The sequence below is a fragment of the Pseudomonas sp. IT-P74 genome (assembly GCF_949768175.1).
Lineage (GTDB): Bacteria > Pseudomonadota > Gammaproteobacteria > Pseudomonadales > Pseudomonadaceae > Aquipseudomonas.
The window spans coordinates 14654-40085 of record NZ_CATKQD010000066.1 but is presented as its reverse complement, the minus strand read 5'-3'; the positions used below and the strand labels follow the sequence as shown (position 1 = coordinate 40085).

The following is a 25432-nucleotide window of genomic DNA, read 5'->3' as shown; positions in this document are numbered from 1 at the left end:
GTTACCGGCACAGCGCCCGAAGAACAAGCGCCAAGCGCCATTGAGCACGCCTGTGCGTCGGGTTTTACTCGCCCTTTTGCTGATCCAGCGCGATCTGGTACAGCACATTCTTTCGCTCGCCGGTGATTTGCGCCGCCAACGCCGCCGCACGCTTGAGCGGCATTTCTTCGAGCAACAGGTTGAGGATGCGCATCGCTTCGCTGCTGACGGCCCCCTCTTCCTCGGGCGCGGACCAGCCAGCCACCAGTACCACGCACTCGCCGCGCTGCTGGTTGCTGTCCGACTCGACGAACTCGCGCAACTCAGCCAGCGGCAGCCCCTTGAGGGTCTCAAACGTCTTGGTCAGCTCACGGGCAAGCAGCGCCGGACGCTCGGGGCCGAACACCAGCTCCATGTCTTGCAGGCATTCCAGAATGCGATGCGGAGCCTCATAGAAGATCAAAGTACGAGGTTCTTCCTTTACCTGCTCCAGACGCGCACGCCGCCCCACTGCCTTGGCCGGCAGAAAACCTTCGAAAATGAAACGATCGGAAGGCAGCCCCGCTGCCGACAGCGCTGCAATCAATGCGCAGGCACCCGGAACCGGTACTACATTAATGCCCGCTGCCCGGGCCTGCCGCACCAGGTGATAACCCGGATCGGAAATCAGCGGCGTCCCGGCATCGGAAATCAACGCCACGTTGTCACCGGCAAGCAGGCGCGTGATAAAGCGACTACCTTCATCCCGCTCGTTGTGCTCATGGCAGGCCGCCAATGGCGTCGAGATGCCGAAGTGCTGCATCAAGCGCTGGGAATGACGGGTGTCTTCCGCAGCGACCAGGGCCACTTCACGCAGAATCTTCAGCGCCCGCGCACTGATGTCATCCAGGTTGCCGATGGGCGTCGCCACCACATAAAGCGAGCCAGCAGCGGAATTCAAAGCACCTGGAGCAGTCAAAGCGCACACCTCATGATCGGTAAAAGTCGCCATTGTAGCGCGTAGCGAGACTCACGATACCCGCAAGCAAACGAGGTATCGGCGACTGTTTGTGCGCTGGAGCAACATTTACACCAGCTAAATTGATCGATTCACGCCAGTAACATCGCGCCCCGGCCAGTGCTTGGGTACAATTCCACGCTAATTTGATCGAGTATCAGGAACGCTTACATGATCGCTTGCCTGCGGCTGTTATCTGCCCTCTGCCTCGCTGCCTTGTTGACGGCTTGCGCCAGCTCGCCCTCCTCCAGCCTTGGCGAGCTTCCACGGACACCGGACGCCAGTATCGAGCAACTGCTCGAGAAGGCCTCCCAAAGCAAATCACCGGAAGATGCCGCCCTGCTGCGCTTGAGCGCTGCCGACCTGGCCTATCGCCAGGGCAATGCCGGCCAGTCCGCGCAAATCCTGCAACAGGTTCCTGTCGAACAACTCAAGCCGGGCCCGCAGGTTTTCGCCAACACCCTGGCGGCTGAACTGGCCATGACCCGCAATCAGCCCAAGGCTGCATTGGCCGCCTTGAGCCACCCAAGCCTGCAATACTTGAGCGAACTGCCCGACGAACAACAGGTCCGCACCGGCACCGTTCACGCCCGCGCACTTGAAGCCGATGGCCAGACCCTCGCCGCCGCTCGCCAGCGCATTTTCATCGCCCCGATGCTCGAAGGCGAAGCCGCGGGCAAAAACCACGAAGCCATCTGGACTCTGATCGCTTCGCTGCCGACCGATCAGTTGCAACCAAACACCACCGACGATCTCGGCGGCTGGATGGCCCTGGCGCTGGCCGTGAAATCCGCCGGCACCCTGGAGCAGCAACAGGCGGCCATCGACAACTGGCGCGCACAGAACCCGAAGCACCCGGCAGCCGTTCAATTGCCGCAGCCACTGACCCAACTCAAGGAGCTGGCCAGCCAGCCCCTGAGCAAGATCGCCCTGCTGCTGCCTCAGGACGGCCAGTTGGCCTCGGTTGGCAGAGCACTGCGCGACGGCTTCATGGCCGCTCACTACCAGGCCCAACAGGCCGGGCAGAAACCACCGGCCATCGAGTTCTATGACAGCTCGCGCCTGACTTCCATGGACGAGTTCTACCGCAAGGCCCAGGCCGATGGCGTGCAACTGGTCGTCGGCCCGCTGGAGAAGCCGCTGGTCAAACAGCTGAGCACTCGCCCGCAGCTGCCGATCACTACCCTGGCACTCAATTACAGCGAGGGCGATCAAGGCCCGGCGCAGCTGTTCCAGTTCGGCCTTGCCGCTGAAGACGAAGCCCGCGAAGTGTCGCGCCGCGCTCGCGCCGACGGCCTGCATCGCGCAGCCATCATGGTGCCGAAAGGTGAATGGGGCGACCGCGTGCTCAAGGCGTTCAGCCAGGACTGGCAGGCCAATGGCGGCACCATTGTCGCCACCGAACGTGTTGATCAACCGGTCCAGTTGGCCCAGCAGATTGCCGACATGTTCCAGCTGCGCCAGAGCGAAGGTCGCGCCAAGAGCCTGCAAAGCACCGTTGGCTCGCAAGTCGCTGCCCAGCCATCGCGCCGCCAGGACATCGAGTTCATTTTCCTCGCCGCAACACCGCAACAGGCCCAACAGATCAAACCGACCCTGAACTTCCAGTACGCAGGCGATGTTCCGGTCTACGCCACCTCCCACGTGTTCAGCGCCAGCGGTGACGTCAATCAGTACAACGACATGAATGGCATTCGCTTCTGCGAGACGCCATGGTTGCTGGACGCCAATGACCCGCTGCGCCGCCAGGTCACCGCCCAGTGGCCACAAGCGGCCGGCAGCCTGGGGCGCCTGTATGCCATGGGTGTGGACGCCTATCGACTGGCGCCTCGCCTGGGCCAGCTCAAATCCCTTCCGGACAGCCGAATCGAAGGCGAGTCGGGCAGCCTTGGCATGTCTCAGAGCCAGCGGGTCGTGCGCCAGTTGCCATGGGCCGAGTTCGCCAATGGCCAGGTTCAGCGCCTGCCGGACACCGCTCGCTGATGCCCGACAGGTCACGCCAGCAAAGCGGCAAGGATGCCGAGCGCCATGCGCTCGAGCATCTTCAACAACAGGGTCTGCGCCTGCTGGCGCAGAACTGGTTGTGTAAACGCGGCGAGCTTGATCTGGTCATGTTAGATGGCGATACAGTAGTATTCGTTGAAGTCCGCTACAGAAAAAACACTCAATGGGGTGGCGCGCTCGATAGCATCGATGAGCGCAAACGGCAAAAACTGATTTTCGCCGCGCAATATTTTCTTCAGCGCGAGCCGCGCTGGGCCAATTCCCCTTGCCGCTTCGACGTGATTGCCATCGACAGCAACCTCGATCAATTGAACTGGCTACAGAATGCCTTCGACGGCTGATTGCCGGCATTGCGAACCGGACACTATCACTCAACACTTTTGCTCTTTGCTTTGCGGGCTGCACATTCACGTGCCGAACAGCCGCGCTACTTAAGGTCACACAGATGGACATGCAATCGCGAATTCGCCAGCTTTTTCAGGCCAGTATCGACACCAAGCAACAGGCGATGGAAGTACTTGCACCGCACATCGAGCAAGCCAGCCAGGTCATGGTCAATGCCCTGCTCAACGAAGGCAAAATGCTTTCCTGCGGCAACGGTGGCTCTGCCGGCGACGCCCAGCATTTCTCGTCTGAACTGCTCAATCGCTTCGAGCGCGAGCGTCCGAGCCTGCCGGCCATCGCCCTGACGACCGACAGCTCGACGATCACCTCGATCGCCAACGACTACAGCTACAACGAAATCTTCTCCAAACAGATCCGTGCACTCGGCCAACCGGGCGATGTGTTGCTGGCTATCTCCACCAGCGGCAACTCGGCCAACATAATTCAAGCGATCCAGGCCGCACATGATCGCGAAATGATTGTCGTAGCATTGACGGGGCGTGATGGCGGCGGCATGGCGTCGCTGCTATTGCCCGAGGACGTCGAGATTCGCGTACCGGCCAACGTCACCGCTCGTATTCAGGAAGTCCACCTGCTGGCGATCCACTGCCTTTGCGACTTGATCGACAGCCAATTGTTCGGGAGTGAAGAATGACCCCTAATCGCCTTGGCCTACTGGCCTTGACCCTGTGCCTCGGCATCAGCGGCTGCACCTCGGTGGTGACTGCCAGCCGTGAAGCACCGATTGAAGATGACCGCGGCACTCGCACACTGGGCAGCAAGATCGACGACTCCCTGATCGACACCAAGGTCGGTGTGAACATCGCCAAGGCCGACCCGGCCCTGGACAAGGATTCGCACATCGTCGTCACCAGCTTCAACGGTGTCGTGCTGCTCGCCGGGCAAACGCCACGCGCAGACCTCAAGGCCAAGGCCGAACAGGCCGCCGCCGCTGTCCAGCGCGTGAAACAGGTGCACAACGAACTGCAAATCCTGCCACCCTCCTCGTTGCTGGCACGCCAGAACGACACTTGGCTGACCACCAAGATCAAGGCCCAGATGCTCGCCGATGCGAACATCCCTGGTTCGCGCATCAAGGTTGTCACTGAAAACGGCATCGTCTACTTGCTGGGCCTGCTGACCAAGCAGGAAGCAGCGCAGGCGACCAACCTGGTACAGGGCGTTTCCGGCGTACAGAAGATTGTGAAGCTGTTCGAGTACATCGACTGAACCCCATCCTGTAGGAGCGAGCCTGCTCGCGAAAAACGTCCGGTGAATGCGCTCATTCAGACAACCCGCGTCATCGTTCACGCCCATCGCGAGCAGGCTCGCTCCTACATCGTTTGAAGGTGATGAAAAAAAAGGGTGATCCTTGCGGATCACCCTTTTTTATTTCACCACCTTCAGACTGGGGCGACCGCTTGGACGCGGTGGCTCACTGTCGGGTGGCGGAAGATCGTCATCCGGTTCGATCTCGTCGTCCTCGCCCATGGGCGACTCCAGATCGAACACCATGCCCTGGCCATTCTCCCGGGCGTAGATACCCAGGATCGAAGCAATGGGCACGTACAAGGTGTGCGGCACGCCACCAAAGCGCCCCTCGAAACTGACCGCCTCGTTATCCATGTGCAAGTGACGCACGGCTTGTGGCGATACGTTCAGGACGATCTGTCCGTCACTGGCAAACCCTTGAGGCACCTGCACCGACGGATACTCGGAATTGACCAGCATGTGCGGGGTGCAATCGTTGTCCACAATCCACTCATAGAGCGCGCGGACCAGATAAGGTCGACTGGAGTTCATAGCGGCTCCTTAAGCCTTAGCGCATGTCGCGTTCGACACCAGACAGACTCGCCTGGAAAGCCTCACGCGCAAACTGACGCTCCATATAATCAAGCAGCGGCTTGGCCGGCCGCGGCAGTTCTATACCCAGAATCGGCAATCGCCAGAGTATTGGCAATAGGCAGCAATCCACCAGACTTTGTTCCTCACTGAGGAAAAACGGTTTGTCGGCAAACAGCGGCGACACACCCGTCAGGCTTTCGCGCAACTCTTTTCGAGCCACGGCACGGGCCGCTTCCTTGGTCCGCGAATCCAGAATCAGGTCCACCAGACCACACCAGTCGCGCTGAATGCGGTGAATCAGCAGACGACTGTTGGCACGCGCCACGGGATAAACCGGCAGTAGCGGCGGGTGCGGGTAACGCTCATCCAGATATTCCATCACCACTGTCGACTCCCACAACGCCAGGTCGCGATCGACCAGCGTGGGCAGACTGCCGTAAGGGTTCACTTCAATCAGTTTAGGCGGCTGGCGACCAGCCTCCACGTAAATGATCTCGGCGCTGACACCCTTCTCTGCCAGTACGATGCGCACTCGGTGGGAATAGTGGTCGGCGGGGTCGGAGTAACAGGCCAACCGATTGGTCACGCCCATGGCGATCCTCCTCGCTTGTAGAAATTATCGAAAGCTCAAAAACGAGCGCGCCCAGAGGGCGCCTCCCGTAACGACTGGATCACCAGTTTCGCTACATATTCAGAGGCGCCCTTGGGCGCGCGCGATTAACAGCAATAGCTTGAAGCTTTATCAGTGCACGTCTTTCCAGTATTCGCGCTTGAGCAGGTAAGCGAATACGAAGAAGAACGCCAGGTACAACAATACGTATGTACCGATGCGCTGATGTTGCAGCTTAACCGGGTTAGCCGAGTAAGCCAGGAAGGTTACCAGATTCTTGACCTTCTCATCGAACTGCTCTGCAGTCAGGGCACCGCTTTTCGGCACGATGGTCAGTTGATCGCACGCTTCATGAGTCAATGGCGTGCCGGTCAACGGATCAAATTGCTTCTTGCCGCCTTCGACGATCTGAACCTGTTTGCAGCCAACCACCTGGCGACCTTGCAGGCCGGCCAGGACGTTAGGCATGCCCACGTTCGGGAAGACCTTGTTGTTCACGCCCCATGGGCGCGCAGGATCTTCGTAGAACGACCTCAGGTAACCGTAGAGCCAGTCGGTGCCGCGAACACGAGCAACCAGGGTCAGGTCCGGCGGCGCTGCGCCAAACCAGGCCTTGGCGTCCGCCGGCTGCATGCCGATGCTCATGTGGTCGCCGATCTTGGCACCCGTGAATACCAGCTTCTCGAGCATCAACTCATGGGGAATGCCCAGGTCGTCGGCAACACGTTCATAGCGTTGGAACTTGGCACTGTGGCAACCCATGCAGTAGTTGGCGAACGTACGCGCGCCGTCCTGCATGGCTGCTTTATCGGAAACGTCGATGTCGACTTTTTCCAGCTCGGGGCCACCGTGTTCAGCTGCGAAAGCAAACACCGGCAGCGCAGCAAGCATCAATACAGCAAATAGTTTTTTCATCAGCCAGTCACCCTTTCCGGAACCGGTTTGGTCTTCTCGAGCCTGGTGTAGAACGGCATCAGAATGAAGTAGGCGAAGTACAGGAAGGTACATACCTGCGACAACAGCGTACGGCCTGGAGTCGGAGCCAGAACACCCAACACACCCAGGATCACGAACGAGACGCAGAACACCCAGAGCCAGATCTTGCTCAGCCAGCCTTTGTAGCGCATCGACTTGACCGGACTGCGGTCGAGCCACGGTAGGACAAACAGCACAGCGATGGCCGCGCCCATGGCGATCACGCCCAGGAGCTTGTCCGGAATCGCACGCAAGATGGCGTAGAACGGGGTGAAGTACCAGACCGGAGCGATGTGCTCTGGGGTCTTGAAGGCGTTCGCCACTTCAAAGTTCGGCTTCTCGAGGAAGTAGCCGCCCATTTCCGGGAAGAAGAACACGATCGAGCAGAAGATGAACAGGAACACCACCACGCCGACGATATCTTTCACGGTGTAGTACGGGTGGAAGGCAATGCCGTCCAGCGGTATGCCGTTTTCGTCCTTGTGCTTCTTGATGTCCACGCCGTCCGGGTTGTTCGAACCGACTTCGTGCAACGCCAGGATGTGCAGCACCACCAGACCCAGAATAACGATCGGCAGAGCAACCACGTGCAGGGCGAAGAAGCGGTTCAGGGTAATACCGGAAATCAGGTAGTCACCACGAATCCACTGGGTCAGGTCGTTGCCGATGACCGGGATCGCACCGAACAGCGAGATGATCACCTGGGCACCCCAGTAGGACATCTGACCCCACGGCAGCAGGTAACCCATGAAGGCTTCAGCCATCAGCGCCAGATAGATCAGCATGCCGAAGACCCACACCAGCTCACGCGGCTTCTGGTACGAACCGTAGAGCAAGCCACGGAACATGTGCAGATAGACCACGATGAAGAACGCCGAGGCGCCGGTAGAGTGCAGCAGACGCAGGATCGAGCCGTACTCGACGTCACGCATGATGTATTCGACGGAAGCGAACGCCTCTTCCGCCGACGGGTTGTAGCTCATGGTCAGCCAGACACCGGTAACGATCTGGTTGACCAGAACGAGCAATGCCAGGGAACCAAAGAAGTAGAAGAAGTTGAAGTTCTTCGGAGCGTAATACTTGCTGAGATGGTCTTCCCACATCTTGGTGGCGGGAAAGCGTGCATCAACCCAATCCATGAACTTGCTCATCACGCTTTCTCCGTATCGACGCCAATGATAATAATTTCATCGGTCTCATAGGAATGCGGGGGAACTGGCAGGTTCAAAGGCGCAGGCTGCGACTTGTAGACGCGACCAGCCAGATCGTAGTGAGAACCGTGGCAAGGACAGAAATAGCCGCCTACCCAGTCTTTACCCAGATCCGCGGGTGCCACTTCGGGACGGAAGGTCGGCGAGCAACCCAGGTGCGTGCAGATACCGATCAGCAGCAGGACCTCGGGTTTGATCGAACGGGTTTCCGGATCAACATAAGTCGGTTGTGTCGAGTTCTTGGAGGTCGGGTCAGCGAGCTGGCCTTCGATCTTCTTCAGATTCCCCAGGATTTCCGGTGTACGGCGGACGATGAACACCGGCTGGCCGCGCCACTCAGCAATCATCTGCTGGCCTGGCTCGATCTTGCTGACATTCACTTTCACCGGTGCACCTGCGGCTTTCGCCTTGGCACTGGGAAACCATGACCCCACGAACGGGACCGCAGCCCCCACCGCTCCTGCAGCACCCACCACGGATGTGGCTGCTACCAAGAAGCGACGCCGGCCTGCATTCACGCCGTCATTGCTCATTCAGTCCTCTCCCATCAGCTTTGTGGCCTGTTAAATCAGGCGTCTACTAAGTAAAACTATGTACTTATAAAAATTTTGCCGAATGGTAATGAAAAGCCCCAATTCTGACAAGGTAATTACCGGAGCCCATCACCCCCAAGCCTTGTAGTATAGGGCGTCTGCGGATGTGGCAAGTTGTCACAGCGCAATTCTTTGATAAATCGCAGACATAAAAAAACGCCCAGCTCCGCGAGGAAACTGGGCGTTCTTTTTTGAACGTGAAAGCGAATTAACGCTTCGAGTACTGCGGACGCTTACGCGCTTTACGCAGACCGACTTTCTTACGTTCAACTTCACGAGCATCGCGGGTTACGAAGCCGGCTTTACGCAGGGCGCTGCGCAGAGTCTCGTCGTAGTCCATCAGAGCACGAGTGATGCCGTGGCGGATTGCGCCAGCCTGACCACTCACACCACCGCCGATCACGGTGACGTAGATGTCGAACTTCTCGACAGTCTCAGTCAGCTCCAGCGGCTGACGAACTACCATGCGGGCAGTTTCGCGGCCGAAGAAGTTATCCAGCGAACGGTTGTTGATGGAGATGTTACCAGTACCCGGACGCAGGAAAACGCGTGCGGTTGCGGTCTTGCGACGGCCAGTGCCGTAATTTTGAGTCGCCGACATAATGTACTATTCCGTTAAAACTTCAGTTCTTGGGGCTGCTGAGCAGTATGTGGGTGTGCAGCGCCCGCATAGACTTTCAGCTTACGGTACATGTCGCGACCCAGTGGGTTTTTAGGCAGCATGCCTTTAACCGCGGTCTCGATCACGCGCTCAGGGGCCTTGGCGATCAGCTTTTCAAAGTTGATCGACTTGATGCCGCCCGGGAAACCGGAGTGGGAGTAGTACATTTTGTCAGTGGTTTTAGCACCGGTAACACGGATCTGCTCAGCGTTGATTACGACGATGTAGTCGCCGGTGTCAACGTGAGGAGTGTACTCAGGCTTGTGCTTGCCACGCAGACGGCTCGCGATTTCGGTGGCCAGACGACCCAGGGTCTGACCAGCAGCGTCGACGACAAACCAGTCGCGCTTTACTGTTTCTGGTTTAGCAGTAAAAGTTTTCATTCTTTATAGCCTCAGGGGCCGCCCTGTAAATTAGACGGCGGATCTTACTGAATAGTGCGTACTTTGACAAGTCAAAGGCAGCCGGATACAGACGCTTTCGGGGGCTCGGGTCGGCGCGTCCGTTCAACGGCAAGATTCTTCGGCGGCGGCGCATCACTTCCACTGCAGAAAGAGGTGCGCAATTATGCAGATTGCGAAAAATAATTCAACCTGCTTTTATGATTGTTTTGCCCAAGGAGCACCCGATGGACTATCGCCAGCTAGGCCGGACCAATCTGAACGTGAGTGCCCTCTGCCTCGGAACCATGACCTGGGGCGAGCAAAACAGCGAGGCAGACGCCTTCGCCCAGATTGAGCGGGCCAAGCGTGCCGGGATCAATTTCATCGACACCGCCGAAATGTACCCGGTGCCGCCCAAGGCCGAAACCTACGCCACCACCGAACGCTACATCGGCAATTACTTTAAAAGCCGCGGCGACCGCGCCGACTGGATCCTGGCCAGCAAGATCGCCGGCCCCGGTAACACCATCGACTACATCCGCGATAGAAACCTGCGCCACAACCGCCAGCACATCACCGAGGCGGTGGATGCCAGCCTCCAGCGCCTGCAGACCGATTACATCGACCTGTATCAATTGCACTGGCCGGAGCGCAGCACCAACTTTTTCGGACAGCTGGGCTACAAGCACAAGATCGAAGCCAACCTGACCCCGCTCGAAGACACCCTCGAAGCACTGGACGAGCAGGTCCGCGCCGGCAAAATCCGCCACATCGGTCTGTCCAACGAAACGCCGTGGGGCACCATGCGCTTCCTGGCCCTGGCCGAAGCCCGAGGCTGGCCGCGCGCCGTGTCGATCCAGAACCCGTATAACCTGCTCAACCGCAGCTTCGAAGTCGGCCTGGCGGAAATCGCCATCCGCGAGCAATGCGGCCTGCTCGCCTATTCGCCGCTGGCGTTCGGTTTCCTGTCAGGCAAGTACGAAGGTGGCGCCCGCCCGCCAAAAGGTCGCCTGAGCCTCTACAGCCGTTTCAGCCGCTATTTCAACCCGCAGTCGGAAGCTGCCTGCAGCCGTTACGTGGCCCTGGCTCGCGAGCACGGCCTGGACCCGGCACAAATGGCCCTGGCGTTCGTGACGCAGCAGCCTTTCGTGACCAGCAACATCATTGGCGCGACGACGATGGAGCAACTGGAGAGCAACATCGCCAGTTTTGACTTGAAGCTGTCGGAGGAAGTACTGGAAGGGATCGAGGCGATTCACAAGGATCATCCGAATCCGGCGCCTTGATTGATTCATAGACCCAGTCGCGAGCAAGCTCGCTCCCACAGGTACAGCGCAATCCCTGTAGGAGCGAGCCTGCTCGCGATGACGGACGATCAGTCGCCGCAAATCAAAGCGACCGCGCAATAATCTCCTTCATGATTTCATTGGTCCCGGCATAGATCCGCTGCACCCGCGCATCTGCCCATGCCCGTGCGATCGGGTACTCCCACATGAACCCATAGCCACCGTGCAACTGCACACACTCGTCGAGCACCTTGCATTGCAGATCGGTGCCCCAGTACTTGGCCATCGCCGCCGTCGGCACGTCGAGCTTGCCTTGCAGGTGCAGTTCCAGACAGCGGTCGACGAAGACACGGCCGATCTGGATTTCCGTGGCCATCTCCGCCAGCTTGAACCGGGTATTCTGGAAATCCGCGATCGACTTGCCGAACGCCTTGCGCTCGCGGGTGTAGTCCAGCGTCCATTGCAGCGCCGCTTGCGCTGAAGCCAGCCCGCCAATGGCCACCGTGAGGCGCTCCTGAGGCAACTCCTGCATCAGGTAGGCAAAGCCCATCCCGGCCTGGCCCAACAGGTTTTCCTTGGGCACACGCACGTCCTGAAAGAACAGCTCCGAGGTGTCCTGGGCTTTCATCCCGACCTTCTCCAGGCGCTTGCCCTTGTCGAAGCCCGGCGTATCGGCTTCCACCAGAAACAGACTGGTGCCCTTCGCGCCAGCCTTCGGATCGGTCTTGGCGACGACGATTACCAGGTCGGCCAGGTAGCCGTTAGTGATAAAGGTCTTGGAGCCGTTGATCACATACTCATCGCCGTCGAGCACCGCCGTGGTTTTCACCCCTTGCAGATCGGAACCGGCACCCGGTTCGGTCATGGCGATCGCGGTAACCATCTCGCCGGACACCAGTTTCGGCAGGTACTTTTGTTTCAGCGCTTCACTGCCGTAATGCAGGATGTACGGCGCCACGATATCCGAGTGCAGGGAAAAACCGATGCCGGTCAGACCCAGTCGCCCCACTTCTTCGATCACCACCGCACTGTAGAGAAAGTCCGCCCCCAGACCGCCGTACTCTTCCGGCAAGTGCGAGCAAAGCATCCCCGCCTCCCCTGCCTTGTTCCACAGTTTGCGGTCGATATAGCCTTGTTTTTCCCACTGCCCATGGAACGGCACCGCCTCCTTTTCGAGGAACGTTCGCACGCTGTCGCGGAATAGCTCGTGCTCGGAACTGAACAGGGTTCTGGGGATCATGCGGCACCTTTTCTTTGTTTTTAGAAGGAGTTGACCTTCAGAGACTATGCCTCGCTTCCGATACAGGACACTGGACACATCCGACAAAAAATAAGACGATCCAGCCGTCTGGTGACCACTTCCCCCTATAAAAATAAAGTTGAATTATGTCTAACCAAGCCTCCACGCCCCTGCGGCGCGTCAGCATCCTGGCCATCGACCGGGTTTTCGCTTCCACCCTCATGCAAGCCAAGGATTTCTTCCACCTCGCCAGCCTGCGCTACGGCAAACAGCTGGGCCAGGGCCTGACACCGGCGTTCGAAACCCGTCTGGTCAGCCCCGATGGCAAACCGGTCAACACCTTCAGTGATGTGATGATTCCGGTAGATGGCGGGCTGGAAAACGCCGACATCATCATTCTTCCCGCGTTCTGGGACGATTTCGACAGCCTCTGCAAGCGTTACCCGCAAGTCCTGCCCTGGCTGCGCCAGCAACATGCACGCGGTGCCGTACTGTGCGGCGAGGCCACCGGTGTTTTCTGGCTGGCCGAAGCCGGGCTGCTCAATGGCAAGGAAGCGACCACCTACTGGCGCTTCTTCAATGCCTTCGCCGAACGTTTCCCCCAAGTCCAGCTCAATCAGGACAAGCACCTGACCGACGCCGACAACCTGTACTGCGCCGGCGGCACCACCTCGGCCTGTGACCTGTACATTTACCTGATCGAGCGCTTCTGCGGCGCCAACGTGTCCCAGGCCGTAGCCCGAGACATCCTCTATGAGGTGCAGCGAAGTTATTCGCCAGGACGGATTGGTTTTGGTGGGCAGAAACTGCACCAGGACGTGATCATCCTGCAGATCCAGCACTGGCTCGAAGAACACTTCGCCGACAAGTTCCGCTTCGAAGACGTCGCCCGCGAACACGGCATGAGCATCCGCAACTTCATGCGCCGCTTCCAGACCGCCACCGGCGACAAACCCCTGCATTACCTGCAACGCCTGCGCATCGAAACCGCCAAGGGCCTGCTGTCCGGCAGCCGCAAGAGCATCAAGACCATCAGCTATGAAGTCGGCTATGACGATGCGAGCTTCTTCGCCCGGCTGTTCCGCCAGCACACGGAGTTGTCGCCGAATCAGTATCGGCAGCAGTTTCAGCAGGCAGCGTAGACCTCAAGCCTCAAACAAACCCCATGTGGGAGTGAGCCTGCTCGCGATGACGTCGGCACATCCAGCATCAATGTGACTGACCCACCGCCTTCGCGAGCAAGCTCGCTCCCACAGGGATCCTGGTGAACCTATAACGCATAAAAAAGGCCTGCATTTGCAGGCCTCTTTCATTTTCCGAACCGCCCTACGGTTTGTGCGCCCGGGCCAGGAATTCGTGGGATTGCATTTCCAGTAGGCGACTCAGGGTACGCTGGAACTCGAAGTTCAGGCGGCCACCTGTGTACAGGTCTTTAAGCTCGACTTCGGCGGAAATGATCAGCTTCACGTTACGGTCGTAGAACTCGTCGACCATGTTGATGAAGCGTCGGGCGATGTCGTCGGTGGTGACGCTCATCTGCTCGACATCGCTGAGCAATACGGCGTGGAAGATCTTGCCCAGTTCGATGTAGTCGTTCTGGCTGCGCGGGCCGTCGCACAGTTCACGGAAGTTGAACCAGGCCACGTCATCGCAGGTGCGCAGGGCACGGATTTCACGGTTTTCGATCATCAGCACGTCATTTTCGACCGCTGCCGTGCATTCCGGCGTCAGCGCACGGAAGCTCTTGCGCAGGCTTTCGTTGGCGGCTTCGTCGAGCGGATAGTGGAACAGCTCGGCTTGCTCGAGGTGACGCAGACGATAGTCGACGCCGCTGTCGACGTTGACGATTTCGGTGTTCTGCTTGATCAGCGCAATGGCCGGCAGGAAGCGCGCGCGTTGCAGACCGTCCTTGTACAGGCCGTCCGGCACGATGTTCGACGTTGCGACCAGGGTCACGCCGTTCTTGAACAGCTCTTCCATCAGGGTGCCAAGGATCATGGCGTCGGTGATGTCGGAAACGAAGAATTCATCGAAGCAGATGACCCGGGCTTCGGTGGCGAAGCGCTTGGCGATGATGGTCAGCGGGTTTTTCTCGCCGCCCAGGGTTTTCATCTCTTCGTGCACGCGCTTCATGAAGCGGTGGAAGTGCGTACGGGTCTTTTCCTTGAAGGGCAGCGCTTCGAAGAAGGTGTCCACCAGGTAAGTCTTGCCGCGACCTACGCCACCCCAGAAATACAGGCCCTTGACCGGGGTCTGATCCTTCTTGCCAAACAACTTGCCCAGCAGGCCCGGCTTGTTTTGCTCGGCCGCGACCAGGTCGTCGTACAGGCGCTGCAAATGACGCACGGCAGTTTCCTGTGCGGCGTCATGGAAGAATTCCGGGCGTTTCAGATCAGCTTGATATCGTTCTAGGGGCGTCATAATTCGTTAGCAAGGCAACAAAAACGGGCCGACACTGTAGCGACGGCCCCGAGGAATGGCAATCGGCCCTTGGTCGGGCCGAACCGTTGTTTATTCCTGAACAGGCGTCAGGGCGATACGCAAGGCTTCGATAGCCGCGTCGCGTGCGGCGCTGTCGGCGAAGGCCGGGCTGTCGGCAACGCACTGGCCTTCCAGCCAGACGCTGAAGCCCAGTTCTTCACTGCGCACGTCCAGATCCTGGCCCGCTTGCAGCTGCTTGGTCACTTGCCCCGCGGTTTTACCGTCGGCGAAGTTGCGCGACAGCAGCAGTTGTTCGCCATCGGCCGCCAGCAGACGGAAGCGGAAACTGCCGTCGTCTTCACGGAAACTGACAAAACGTGCAGCCTTCACGGCTTTCTTCCTGGTGGTCGCCGCCACTTGAGCCTGGGCAACGAAGGAGCGCAGGCCCACCGCTTCACGCAGTTCGTTGAGGAAGGGTGTCGCTACCGAACGGGCCTTTTTCGCGCCGTGTTGCAGGATGTCTTCCAGATCCGCCGGACGCTCGATCAGCTGGTTATAACGCTCGCGGGATTCGCCCAGTTCGCTGTCCAGCAGCTGGAACAGGCGATTCTTCGCCTCGCCCCAACCCAGGCCCTGCAACAGTTCGCTGCGGAACTCGTCGGCCTGCGCCGGGGTGGCGAACGCCTGGAACAGGGTGAACAGGTGCGAGTTGTCCGGATCCTTGGCTTCGCCCGGCGCGCGGGAGTCGGTGACGATCCGCGAAATCGCGTCCTTCATCTCTTTGGCGCTGCTGAACAGCGGGATGGTGTTGTCGTAGCTCTTCGACATCTTGCGGCCATCCAGGCCCGGCAACGTGGCGACGCTCTCTTCGATCAACGCCTCGGGCATGGTGAAGAACTCTTTGCCCTGGCCAAACAGATGATTGAAGCGCTGGCCGATGTCCCGCGCCATTTCCACGTGCTGGATCTGGTCACGACCGACCGGCACCTTGTGCGCGTTGAACATCAGGATGTCCGCGGCCATCAGCACCGGGTAGCTGTACAGGCCCATGGTGATGCCGGCGTCCGGGTCTTCACCGGTCTCGACGTTCTTGTCCACCGAAGCCTTGTAGGCGTGGGCGCGGTTGAGCAGACCCTTGGCGGCAACGCAGGTCAGCAACCAGGTCAGCTCGGGGATTTCCGGGATGTCGGACTGGCGGTAGAAGGTCACGCGCTCGACATCCAGGCCACCGGCCAGCCAGGTCGCGGCGATTTCCAGACGCGAGCGCTGGATGCGCAGCGGGTCATCGCACTTGATCAGGGCGTGGTAGTCGGCCAGGAAGTAGAACGAATCGGCATTACTGTCACGGCTGGCGACGATCGCCGGGCGAATAGCGCCAGCGTAGTTGCCCAGGTGCGGCGTGCCGGTGGTGGTGATGCCGGTGAGGATACGGGTACGAGTCGTCATGGGTAATCGCTTGTCAGACTGCAATCAATTCGAGAGACGCGGCAGGATCAGATCCTTGAGATCGGTCAGCTTGCCATGAAAAAAGTGTCCGCATTCTGCCACTTTCAGCAGCTCATGGGGGCGTTCGAGCTTGTCGGACCATTCGTAAACAAGCTGCGGATCGATCACTTCGTCGGTTTCCGGCTGGATCAGGGTCAGTTCGCCCTGTTGCGGCAGCTGATCCTGAGCGCCCAGGCGCATGACCGCCGGCGCAACCATGAACAGGTGCTTGAGCGGCTCGCCCTGCGCTTCCAGACGCCCGCCGAGACTTGCTGCAACAAATCCACCGAAGGAGAAACCGAAAAGAGTCAGCGGCAATTGCGGGTGTCTGGCCCGGAACCATTCGGCGACCGCCTGGGCATCATCGACTTCGCCTGTGCCCATATCATGTGTACCTTCGCTGGCGCCGACGCCACGATAGTTGAAGCGCAGGGTGATCAAACCGGCATCACGCGCAGTGCGCTGCAGGGTCGAGACCACTTTGTTGAGCATGGTGCCGCCCTGCACCGGGTTCGGATGGCAGATGAGCGCCAGGCCACGCGGTTGCTCGTTGTCCAGGTACAGTGCTTCCAGTCGACCCACCGGGCCATCAATCACTACAGGGGTTTCACGCATCAGCAAGGAAGGAACTCCGTGACCTCGGATCAGGTCGGCTCGTCTAGCAAATTGTCTGTGGCTGTCCATTGCGAGTGAATCGCGGTATACAGCGCAGGTTCGAGCCGTTAACGTAAAGCAAAGCCGTTTATAGAGGAAGGACTCGTGGAACACTCGCTCTTAGTTTGGTTGTTACCGACTCTTGCCCTGGTTGTGGGTGTCGCCATTGGGTTCCTGATCGCTCGCGTTGCGCCGAACGCCGCGCCCAGCCGCACGCAGCGTCAGCTGGACGATATTCAGGAACGTTTCGACAGTTATCAGAACGAGGTGGTGACCCACTTCAACAGCACCGCGACACTGGTCAAGAAACTGACTCAGAGCTATCAGGAAGTGCAAGACCATCTCGCCGAGGGCGCCAACCGACTGGCCCTGGACGAACAGACTCGCCAACGCCTGCTGGCGTCCCTGCACGCCGACGCGGCGCAGGCACCCCGTGAACGCCTGACGCCACCGCGCGATCAGGAGCCGCCACGCGACTACGCACCAAAAGCCCCGAACTCGCCGGGCATGCTCGATGAGCATTATGGCCTGAAGAAGTAAGCAGCTTTCGCGCATTGCAAAAAGCCCCCGGACAAGTGGTTGTCCGGGGGCTTTTTTATTTCTGATCCAGTATTTCTGGTGCCTGTCAGGTCCTCATCGCGAGCAGGGCTCGCTCCTACAGGGGAGTGCATTTCAAATGTGGGAGCGAGCCTGCTCGCGATGGGGCCGGGACAGGCAACACAAGATGATCAGCCCAAAACCTCACTGGCCACCTGATCGATCGCGTCCTTGGTAATGCCAACAATCAGGTCCGCCTCTGCTTCGGTGAGAACCAGCGGCGGCGCGAAGCCAAGAATGTCGCCATGGGGCATCGCTCGGGCAATCATGCCGCGTTCAAGGCAAGCCGCCGAGACTTTCGGGCCGACTTTCAGTGCTGCATCGAACGGTGTGCGTTGTTCGCGATCAGCCATGAACTCAACCGCTGCGAGCATGCCGTCGCCGCGCACTTCGCCCACCAGCGGGTGCCCTTCCAGGCTTTCGCGCAACCGACGGTTGAGATAGCCGCCGACCTTCTCGGCATTGGCCGTGAGGTTTTCCCGTTCCAGAATATCGAGGTTGGCCAGCGCCGCCGCGGCACAGATCGGGTGTCCGGAATAGGTCCAGCCATGGCCCATGGCACCTTGGGATTCGGAGGCCTTTTCGATGACATCCCAGACTTTTTCGCCGACGATCACTGCCGACAATGGTGCATAGGCACTGGTCAGGCCTTTGGCGGTGGTAATCAGGTCCGGGCGCATGCCGTATCGTTGACTGCCCATCTTCGAGCCGAGGCGACCAAAGGCGCAGACCACTTCGTCGGCGATCAGCAACACATCGTATTTGTTCAGCACGGCTTGAATCGCAGTCCAGTAACCCGCCGGCGGCACGATGATGCCGCCCGTGCCCATCAACGGCTCGCCGATAAACGCCGCCACGGTGTCGGGGCCTTCGGCGAGGATCATTTTCTCCAGTTCGTCGGCGCAATAGCGCACGAATGCGGTTTCATCCATGCCGGCCGGCGCCTTGCGGTACCAGTGGGGGCACACGGTGTGCTTGATGCCTTCGGCCGGCAGATCGAAATGCTGATGGAAGCTCGGCAGGCCGGTCAGGCTGCCGGTCATGATGCCCGAGCCGTGATAACCGCGATCGCGGGAGATGATTTTCTTCTTCTGCGGGCGCCCCAGCACGTTGTTGTAGTAGCGCACCAGTTTGATCTGGGTTTCGTTGGCGTCGGAACCGGAGAGGCCGTAGTAGACCTTCTTCATGCCTTCCGGCGCCCAGTCGATAATGCGGCTCGACAGTTCGATGATCGCTTCGGTCGAATGCCCCATGTAGGTGTGGTAATAGGCCAGTTCCTTGGCCTGCTTGTAGATGGCATCGGCGACTTCGGTGCGACCATAGCCGATGTTCACGCAGTACAGGCCGGCGAAGGCGTCGATGAGTTCGCGGCCTTCGTGGTCGCGAATGCGGATGCCCGATGCGCCCTTGATGATGCGCCCCTTGAGTGCCCCGCTGGCGTGATCATGGGCGTGGGTCGAAGGGTGCATGAAATGCGCACGGTCTTGCTCGAACAGGGTGTCGAATTCTTGGCTCATGGTAGATCTCCTCAGAACTGGCCTTGATGGTGCAGGCAGAAGTATTTGGTTTCGACAAAGGCTTCGAAGCCCTCGGTGCCGCCTTCACGGCCCAGCCCCGAGGCTTTCATGCCACCGAACGGGATCGGATGGCCGGTGAACTTGACGCCGTTGACCGCGACCATCGCGTGGTCGAGACGACGAATCAGTGGGTAGATCAGGTCCAGGCGATTGGAACAAATGTAGGCGGCCAGACCGTATTCGGTGTCGTTGGCCATCTCGACGGCATGATCGAGGCTGTCGAACGGCATCACCCCGGCAATCGGTGCGAAGTTCTCTTCGCGGTAGATGCGCATTTGCGGCGTGACGTCGGCCAGCACCGTCGGCTGATAGAACAGGCCGCCGAGCGCATGGGCTTCGCCCCCCACCAGTCGTTGCGCCCCTTGTTGCAAGGCATCGGCCACGCGCTCGGCGGTAATATCGAATGCCGCCTGATGCATCAACGGGCCAATATCGACGTTCTGCTCCCGATCGCCCAGCATTGCCGGGCCGACCCGCAGCTCCCGCACCGCCGCGGCAAATCCCTTGAGAAATTCCGGGTAGATCGAGCGGTCGACCATGATGCGGTTGGCCGCGCAGCAATCCTGGCCGGAGGTCTGAAACTTGGCGGCAACCGCGACTTTTACCGCCAGCCCGAGATCGGCATCCGCACAGACAATGAACGGTGCGTTGCCGCCCAGTTCCAGCGAGACCTTCTTCACATCCGCGGCCGCCGCTTGCAGCACCAACTTACCCACGCGAGTCGAGCCGGTGAAACTCACCGAGCGCACGCGACTGTCCTGCACCAGGGTTTGCATGGCCATTTGCGGCTCGCCCAGCACCACATTGAATACGCCGGCCGGGAAACCCGCTTCCTCGGCGAGTTGCGCCAAAGCGAACGCCGAGTACGGCGTTTCATGGGCTGGCTTGATCACCACAGTGCAGCCGGCAGCCAGGGCGGCGGCGGCTTTACGGGTGATCATCGCCGAGGGGAAGTTCCAAGGGGTCAGTAACGCGCAGACGCCGACCGGCTCCTTGACCGTGCCCAGGTGCGCGCCGGGTATGTGGCTGGGAATGTTCTGCCCATAAAGGCGCCGCGCCTCCTCGGCGAACCAGGGAATGAAGCTGGCCGCATAGGCGATTTCACCGCGGGACTCGGCCAGGGACTTGCCCTGCTCCAGGCTGAGAATCCGCGCCAGGTCTTCCTGATGCTCAAGAATCAATGCCGCCCAGCGCCGCAGAATCACCCCGCGCGCCTCCAGGCTTTGTTCGCGCCAATCGGCGAACGCGCGGTGCGCGGCACCGACGGCGGCGACAATTTGCGGCTGATCGAGCATCGGTACATGGCCGATGAGTTTTTGATCGGCCGGGTTATGCACGGCGATACTGTGACCGCTGTCGCTGTGGACCCAATGGCCATCAACGTAGCAAAGTGCCTTGAACAGCAGTGGATGTTTGTAAGTCATGGCGTTCACTCCAATCCGTGTGCGTGGAACCATGCTAGGTCAGCCAGGCGTTGAGAATTTGGCGTTTGAACGGGGTGCGGCAGGTGGTTTTTTCTGATTGAGCGGGGGTGAACAGCGGATTTTTCGGTTGGAGCAAAACCATTGTGGGAGCTAACCTGCTAGCGATGGCGCCCTTTCAGTCACATCAATGTTGGATGTGCCGACGTCATCGCTAGCAGGCTAGCTCCCACAGGGGTTTTCAGTGTGCTCAGGAATCTTGAGAGAGTTCGGCCGGCAACGCGCCGCTGGTCTTGATGGTTTTGGTGACGATGTAGGTGAAATAGCGTTCTATGCCCAGGTCGTCGAGCAGCAGTTGGTCGATGAAGCGCTGGTAATGATCGATGTCCGGTGCCTGGATCATCGCCATGTAATCGACGCCACCACCGGTGGCGTAGCAGAACACCACTTCGGCAGCCTCGTTCATGCGCTGCTCGAAACGCCGCATGTCCTGCGCGGTGTGCCGGGCCAGGGTGATCTCCACCAGCACCTGCTGGCTTTTGAACACTGCGCTCCAGTCGATCTGCGCGCGGTAGCCCTTGATCAGGCCAAGGGTTTCAAGCTTGCGCACACGCTCCCAGGCCGGGGTCACTGACAGATTGATCGCCTCAGCCAGGCTCGATTTGGTGATACGCCCGTCTTCAGCGAGGATTCGCAGGATTTTCAGGTCATAGCGATCGAGTTTGTGCATGGGCCGAGAATCTCCTGAATGTACGGGGAACCCTGTGGGAGCGAGCCTGCTCGCGATGGCGGTATGTCAGTCACGGCTCTATTGAATGTGCTGGCACTATCGCGAGCAGGCTCGCTCCCACAGGGGGTTTGGGTCAGGTCAACACATCGGCGATGACTGCAATGGTATCGCCACACCCCACCAGCCCCGGAAAATGCCGCGCCGCCAGCAGACCGCTGCGCGCCGCACGGTATTCCACCGGAGCAACGCCGCTGCGGGTAGCGTCGTAGACGCGGGCGATCACGTCGCCCTTGTTCACGTTATCGCCCAGATCCCGGCACATTTCCAGCAAGCCGTCGTGCTCGCTGGCGATGAAGCAATCGCCGTCGGGCATGTCGAGCATGATCGAGGCCGCTGTCTGAACCTCGCCCTCAAGAATCCCGGAATGCACCAGCAGATTGCGCACGCCACGCTCGGCAATCGCCACGCTGCGCGCCGTCGACGAACCGCCGCCGCCCAACTCCGTCGTGACGAAGATTTTGCCTTGAGACTCAGCGGCGGTGTCGTACATCGCCCCGGCATCGAGCTCCAGCATGCGCATGCTGTACGGCGCATTGAAGGCACGCATTCCGGCCTCGCATTGCGCCTGCTGCTGTTTGTCCGGCAGCACATGACAAGCGGCGAACGGCAGAAAATCCAGGGTGCGACCGCCGGAGTGAATATCCAGCACGATGTCGGCCAATGGCAGCAAAGTACGCGTGAAGTAATCGGCGATTTTCTCGGTCACCGTGCCGTCCGGCTTGCCGGGAAAGCTGCGGTTGAGGTTGCCCTTGTCGATCGGAGACGTGCGCCGCCCGGCATGAAACGCCGGGGTGTTCATGAACGGCACGATGATCACCCGCCCACTGACCTCGGCGGCGCTCAGCCCCTGGGCCAGCTTGCTCAGCGCCACCGGCCCTTCGTATTCGTCGCCATGGTTGCCACCGGTGAGCAACGCAGTCGGCCCCTCACCGCGTTGAATCACCGTAAGCGGAATCATCACCGCCCCCCAGGCCGAGTCGTCCCGGGAATACGGCAGTTTGAGAAAACCGTGCTGCACGCCTTCACGGGTAAAATCCACCGTGGCGCTGATCGGGTTGTCAGGCAATTCGCTCATGGTTCATTCCTTCACGAACAGTTGGCGTGGCACGTTGCACAAGGTTTCAACGCCGGTTTCGGTGATCAGAATGCTCTCAGTGATCTCCAGCCCCCAGTCGTCCATCCACAGGCCCGGCATGAAGTGGAACGTCATGCCCGGTTGCAACACGCTGGTGTCGCCGGGACGCAGGCTCATGGTGCGCTCGCCCCAATCCGGTGGATAACTGATGCCGATCGGATAGCCGCAACGGCTGTCCTTGTGGATGCCGAATTTCTCCAGCACCTTGAAGAACGCCACCGCGATGTCGCCGGTGGTGTTGCCTGGCTTGGCCGCTTCAAGCCCGGCGGCGATGCCTTCGACCACGGCTTTTTCACCATCGAGAAAATGCTGCGGCGGCTTGCCCAGGTAGATCGTGCGCGACAACGGGCAGTGGTAACGCTTATAGCAACCGGCGATTTCAAAGAAGGTACCGGCGCCCTTTTCGAACGGCGTATCGTCCCAGGTCAGGTGCGGCGCGCTGGCATCGGCACCGGTGGGCAACAGAGGCACGATGGCCGGGTAATCACCGCCATGACCGTCGGCGCCGAGGATGCCGCTGCTGTAGATCTCGGCCACCAATTCATTCTTGCGCATGCCTGGCTCGATCCGCTCGAGGATTCGACCGTGCATGTTTTCAACGATGCGCGCGGCGATGCGCATGTAGGCGATTTCCTGCGGCGACTTGATCGCCCGCTGCCAGTTCACCAACCCGACCGAGTCGATCAATTTAGCCTTTGGCAGGTTTTTCTGCAGCGACAGGAACGCGGCGGCGCTGAAGTAATAGTTGTCCATCTCCACGCCAATGGTCAGCGCATCCCAACCCCGGGCGCTGATCACTTCCCGCGACAGGTAATCCATCGGGTGACGTTCCCGGGACTGCACATAGATGTCCGGATAACCGACGATATTTTCTTGCTGCATGAACACCGTGCGCCTGGCGCCGTTGGCATCCTGCCCGCGACCGAACCACACGGGCTCGCCGTCGAGCGCCAGCAGCACGCATTGATGAACGTAGAACGACCAACCGTCATAGCCGGTCAGCCAGGCCATGTTCGACGGATCGGTGACCAGCAACAGCTCGATGCCCTGCGCCTGCATGGCCACTCGCACCTTGGCCAGACGCTGGGCGTATTCCTCCCGCTGGAACGGAAGATTGACGACTATCTGAGACATGCACATGCCCTCTGATAAATGACGCACGGATGAAAAAAGCGGTTTAACTGCCGAACTGAAAACCTTTGCCCGCCGAGCGCGCACGCTCGAAGGCCAGGTTGGCCATGGCCGTGTCCTGGGCGCCGGTGCCCGTGAGATCGCACAAGGTGATCTGCGTTGCGTCCGTGCGACCGGGCCGTTGGCCGGCCAGCACTTGGCCGAGCTCTGCGAAGCCCGATTCGTCGCTGACGACGCCCGCAGCGAGGGCGTGATGCAACTCGCCGAGGATGCGCGTCTGGCTCAAACGATCGGCCACGTAGCAGTCGACTTGCGCCAGCGCATGGGGGGAAATTTCGTTTTTGTGCTCGGCATCCGAACCCATGGCGGTGATGTGCAGGCCAGGGTGCAAATGGTGCACGTCAATCAACGGCTCGCGGCTCGGCGTGCAGGTGATCGCGATGTCGACATCGGCCATGGCCTCATCGATGCTCGCGCACGGTTTGACTGCCAGGCCACTGTCCCGAGCCAGCTCGACGCTAAAGGCCTGAGCCTTGGCGGAATCCCGCGCCCAGACACGTACGCTGTCGATCGGCCGCACCAGGCGCAGGGCTTGCAGCTGCAACGCGGCCTGCTCACCGGCACCGATCAGCGCCACACTGCGGCTGTCCTCTCGCGACAGCGCCCGCGCCGCCACGGCCCCGGCCGCCGCTGTACGCACGGCGGTCAGGTAACCGTTGTCCAGCAGCAGGGCATCCAGCAGACCGGTGCGAGCGGACAGCAACATCATCATGCCGTTAAGGCTGGGCAAACCGAGTTTCGGATTGTCGAAAAAACCCGGGCTGACCTTGATCGCAAAGCGTTCCAGGCCCGGCAAGTAGGCGGTTTTCACGTCCACTTCGCCGTTATGTTCAGGAATGTCCAGGCGCAGGATCGGCGGCATGGCCACGGCAGCGGTGGCCAGCAGCACGAAGGCTTGCTCGATGGCTTCAATGCTTGGCAAATCCAGCGCCACGCAGGCACGCAGATCCGCTTCGCTCAACAAGGCTATTTCACTCATCAACGCGGCACTCCATTGAGTCGTTATTGTGGGAGTTCATGCATCGGCACCTGTCAGCACGCGTAGATGCTGATCGATATCGACGTTGCGTCCGCTGACCACCACCACGACCGGCCCACGGGGCTCGATCAGGCCTTCAAGCAACGCGCCGATCCCCACCGCAGCCGCGCCTTCGAGCACCAGGCGCTCTTCGCGGTAGGCATGACGGATGGCGTTGGCAATGGAGGCTTCGCTGAGCAGATGCAGGTGGTCGCAGGTATCGCGGGTCATGGAAAAGGTGTAACGGTTGTCCAGGCCGATGCCGCCACCGAGCGAGTCGGCCAAGGTCGGCAGCTCTTCGACTTCCACCGGACGCCCGGCCGCGAGGCTGGCGTGCATGGCCGCGCCGCGCTGCATGCTGATGCCGTGGGTGACGATCTGCGGATTGGCACTTTTGAGTGCCAGCGCCACGCCGGCGAACAGACCGCCGCCGGACAACGGCACCAGCACCTGGGCGACGTCTGGTTGCTGCTCAAGGATCTCCAGCCCCAGCGTGCCCTGCCCGGCGATGATCGCCGGATGATCGAACGGCGGCAGCAGCGTCGCGCCATGTTCACAAGCAATCCGCTCGGCCTCACGCTGGGCATCATCCTGGGACTGGCCGACGATGCAGACTTCGGCGCCTAGATCGCGAATGGCCTGTACCTTGTTGCCCGGCACCAGATGCGACAGGCAAATCGTCGCCTTCACGCCTTGGCGCGATGCGGCGTAAGCGAGCGCCCGCCCATGATTGCCGGTCGACGCGGCGACGACGCCACGCACCCTTTGCTCGGCACTGAGCTGTGCCACGGCATTGCTCGCGCCGCGTAACTTGAAGCTGCCGGTGATTTGCCAGGATTCGAGTTTGAGGTACACCGGCACGCCCAACCGCCGGGACAGGCTGGGCGAATGTTCCATGGGCGTACACCGGACCAGTGCTGCGATGCGCTGGCGGGCGAGGTAAATATCGTTGAGCTGTAGCGCTGACATGACCGC

At 60.1% G+C, this 25432-nt stretch carries 26 protein-coding genes; 7 read left to right on the top strand and 19 right to left on the bottom strand.

The genetic code is table 11. From position 1 onward, the window contains the following. Nucleotides 1–64 precede the first annotated feature (64 nt). Nucleotides 65–970: a 16S rRNA (cytidine(1402)-2'-O)-methyltransferase gene (gene rsmI, locus ACM6J5_RS22585; protein ID WP_162130349.1), complete on the bottom strand. Its 906-nt coding sequence runs from the start codon at nt 968–970 to the stop codon at nt 65–67. A 177-nt stretch (nt 971–1147) separates the two neighbouring features. Here rsmI and ACM6J5_RS22580 point away from each other — a divergent pair, with 177 nt between their 5' ends. The 4 genes from ACM6J5_RS22580 (at nt 1148) to ACM6J5_RS22565 (ending at nt 4594) form a co-directional block, all read left to right on the top strand. Then, complete coding sequence (locus ACM6J5_RS22580) at nt 1148–2959, top strand: penicillin-binding protein activator (RefSeq protein WP_414929380.1); 1812 nt, start codon at nt 1148–1150, stop codon at nt 2957–2959. Further along, nucleotides 2959–3321, top strand: a complete 363-nt coding sequence (locus ACM6J5_RS22575; RefSeq protein WP_008045939.1) for a YraN family protein — start codon at nt 2959–2961, stop codon at nt 3319–3321. The genes ACM6J5_RS22580 and ACM6J5_RS22575 overlap by 1 nt, the downstream gene beginning before the upstream one ends. A 104-nt stretch (nt 3322–3425) precedes the next feature. Further along, on the top strand, nt 3426–4019 hold the full coding sequence (locus ACM6J5_RS22570; protein WP_007972584.1) for a phosphoheptose isomerase: 594 nt from the start codon (nt 3426–3428) through the stop codon (nt 4017–4019). After that, nucleotides 4016–4594 (top strand): BON domain-containing protein, encoded by a 579-nt coding sequence (locus ACM6J5_RS22565; RefSeq protein ID WP_095943483.1) that lies wholly within the window; start codon nt 4016–4018, stop codon nt 4592–4594. Before ACM6J5_RS22570 ends, ACM6J5_RS22565 begins: the two co-directional genes overlap by 4 nt. A 159-nt stretch (nt 4595–4753) precedes the next feature. Here the strand turns inward: ACM6J5_RS22565 and ACM6J5_RS22560 are convergent, their stop codons facing one another. The 7 genes from ACM6J5_RS22560 to rplM form a co-directional block, all read right to left on the bottom strand. Next, nucleotides 4754–5167, bottom strand: coding sequence for a ClpXP protease specificity-enhancing factor (locus tag ACM6J5_RS22560; protein WP_007998247.1), 414 nt, complete (start codon nt 5165–5167; stop codon nt 4754–4756). Between the two features lie 16 nt (nt 5168–5183). Then, nucleotides 5184–5801 (bottom strand): glutathione S-transferase N-terminal domain-containing protein, encoded by a 618-nt coding sequence (locus ACM6J5_RS22555; protein ID WP_007972581.1) that lies wholly within the window; start codon nt 5799–5801, stop codon nt 5184–5186. Between the two features lie 150 nt (nt 5802–5951). Next, nucleotides 5952–6734, bottom strand: coding sequence for a cytochrome c1 (locus tag ACM6J5_RS22550; protein ID WP_095943482.1), 783 nt, complete (start codon nt 6732–6734; stop codon nt 5952–5954). Beyond that, nucleotides 6734–7945: a cytochrome b gene (locus ACM6J5_RS22545; protein WP_414929379.1), complete on the bottom strand. Its 1212-nt coding sequence runs from the start codon at nt 7943–7945 to the stop codon at nt 6734–6736. Before ACM6J5_RS22545 ends, ACM6J5_RS22550 begins: the two co-directional genes overlap by 1 nt. Continuing rightward, nucleotides 7945–8538, bottom strand: a complete 594-nt coding sequence (gene petA, locus ACM6J5_RS22540) for a ubiquinol-cytochrome c reductase iron-sulfur subunit (RefSeq protein WP_095943480.1) — start codon at nt 8536–8538, stop codon at nt 7945–7947. The genes ACM6J5_RS22545 and petA overlap by 1 nt, the downstream gene beginning before the upstream one ends. Before the next feature lie 268 nt (nt 8539–8806). Further along, a complete protein-coding gene (gene rpsI / locus ACM6J5_RS22535; protein ID WP_003228056.1) occupies nt 8807–9199 on the bottom strand; it encodes a 30S ribosomal protein S9 in 393 nt (130 codons plus the stop codon). Between the two features lie 14 nt (nt 9200–9213). Further along, complete coding sequence (gene rplM / locus ACM6J5_RS22530; RefSeq protein WP_007917032.1) at nt 9214–9642, bottom strand: 50S ribosomal protein L13; 429 nt, start codon at nt 9640–9642, stop codon at nt 9214–9216. Between the two features lie 245 nt (nt 9643–9887). Between rplM and ACM6J5_RS22525 the strand changes: the two genes are divergently transcribed. Further along, nucleotides 9888–10928 carry an NADP(H)-dependent aldo-keto reductase gene (locus ACM6J5_RS22525; RefSeq protein ID WP_095943479.1) on the top strand — a complete coding sequence of 347 codons (1041 nt, stop codon included), beginning with the start codon at nt 9888–9890 and terminating at the stop codon, nt 10926–10928. 103 nt (nt 10929–11031) lie between these two features. Here the strand turns inward: ACM6J5_RS22525 and ACM6J5_RS22520 are convergent, their stop codons facing one another. Then, nucleotides 11032–12168: an acyl-CoA dehydrogenase family protein gene (locus ACM6J5_RS22520; protein ID WP_095943478.1), complete on the bottom strand. Its 1137-nt coding sequence runs from the start codon at nt 12166–12168 to the stop codon at nt 11032–11034. Nucleotides 12169–12389: 221 nt separating this feature from the next. On the opposite strand from ACM6J5_RS22520, the gene ACM6J5_RS22515 reads away from it, so the two are divergent. Further along, entirely contained in the window at nt 12390–13310 is a 921-nt protein-coding gene (locus ACM6J5_RS22515; protein WP_172435333.1) for a GlxA family transcriptional regulator, read from the top strand. A gap of 184 nt (nt 13311–13494) precedes the next feature. Here ACM6J5_RS22515 and zapE read toward each other — a convergent pair whose 3' ends face one another. From zapE to ACM6J5_RS22500, 3 genes are all read right to left on the bottom strand, one after another. Beyond that, nucleotides 13495–14589: a cell division protein ZapE gene (gene zapE, locus ACM6J5_RS22510; protein WP_095943473.1), complete on the bottom strand. Its 1095-nt coding sequence runs from the start codon at nt 14587–14589 to the stop codon at nt 13495–13497. Between the two features lie 90 nt (nt 14590–14679). Next, nucleotides 14680–16035: a tryptophan--tRNA ligase gene (locus ACM6J5_RS22505; RefSeq protein WP_095943472.1), complete on the bottom strand. Its 1356-nt coding sequence runs from the start codon at nt 16033–16035 to the stop codon at nt 14680–14682. A gap of 24 nt (nt 16036–16059) precedes the next feature. Continuing rightward, nucleotides 16060–16689, bottom strand: a complete 630-nt coding sequence (locus ACM6J5_RS22500; protein ID WP_414929476.1) for an alpha/beta hydrolase — start codon at nt 16687–16689, stop codon at nt 16060–16062. A 144-nt stretch (nt 16690–16833) separates the two neighbouring features. On the opposite strand from ACM6J5_RS22500, the gene ACM6J5_RS22495 reads away from it, so the two are divergent. After that, nucleotides 16834–17268: a YhcB family protein gene (locus tag ACM6J5_RS22495; protein WP_008045970.1), complete on the top strand. Its 435-nt coding sequence runs from the start codon at nt 16834–16836 to the stop codon at nt 17266–17268. A gap of 188 nt (nt 17269–17456) precedes the next feature. On the opposite strand, the gene ACM6J5_RS22490 is transcribed toward ACM6J5_RS22495, so the two are convergent. The 7 genes from ACM6J5_RS22490 to eutB form a co-directional block, all read right to left on the bottom strand. Beyond that, nucleotides 17457–18842, bottom strand: coding sequence for an aspartate aminotransferase family protein (locus ACM6J5_RS22490; protein WP_095943471.1), 1386 nt, complete (start codon nt 18840–18842; stop codon nt 17457–17459). A gap of 11 nt (nt 18843–18853) precedes the next feature. Further along, nucleotides 18854–20326: an NAD-dependent succinate-semialdehyde dehydrogenase gene (locus tag ACM6J5_RS22485; RefSeq protein WP_095943470.1), complete on the bottom strand. Its 1473-nt coding sequence runs from the start codon at nt 20324–20326 to the stop codon at nt 18854–18856. 247 nt (nt 20327–20573) lie between these two features. Continuing rightward, nucleotides 20574–21053 (bottom strand): Lrp/AsnC family transcriptional regulator, encoded by a 480-nt coding sequence (locus ACM6J5_RS22480; RefSeq protein WP_414929378.1) that lies wholly within the window; start codon nt 21051–21053, stop codon nt 20574–20576. A gap of 133 nt (nt 21054–21186) precedes the next feature. Continuing rightward, the gene (doeB, locus tag ACM6J5_RS22475; RefSeq protein ID WP_414929377.1) at nt 21187–22188 is read right to left on the bottom strand and encodes a N(2)-acetyl-L-2,4-diaminobutanoate deacetylase DoeB; all 1002 of its coding nucleotides are present in this window, start codon (nt 22186–22188) and stop codon (nt 21187–21189) included. A 3-nt stretch (nt 22189–22191) separates the two neighbouring features. Further along, the gene (gene doeA, locus ACM6J5_RS22470) at nt 22192–23382 is read right to left on the bottom strand and encodes an ectoine hydrolase DoeA (protein ID WP_414929376.1); all 1191 of its coding nucleotides are present in this window, start codon (nt 23380–23382) and stop codon (nt 22192–22194) included. A gap of 43 nt (nt 23383–23425) precedes the next feature. After that, the gene (gene eutC, locus ACM6J5_RS22465; RefSeq protein ID WP_414929375.1) at nt 23426–24418 is read right to left on the bottom strand and encodes an ectoine utilization protein EutC; all 993 of its coding nucleotides are present in this window, start codon (nt 24416–24418) and stop codon (nt 23426–23428) included. 36 nt (nt 24419–24454) lie between these two features. Next, nucleotides 24455–25426, bottom strand: a complete 972-nt coding sequence (gene eutB, locus ACM6J5_RS22460; protein ID WP_414929374.1) for a hydroxyectoine utilization dehydratase EutB — start codon at nt 25424–25426, stop codon at nt 24455–24457. Nucleotides 25427–25432: the final 6 nt, after the last annotated feature.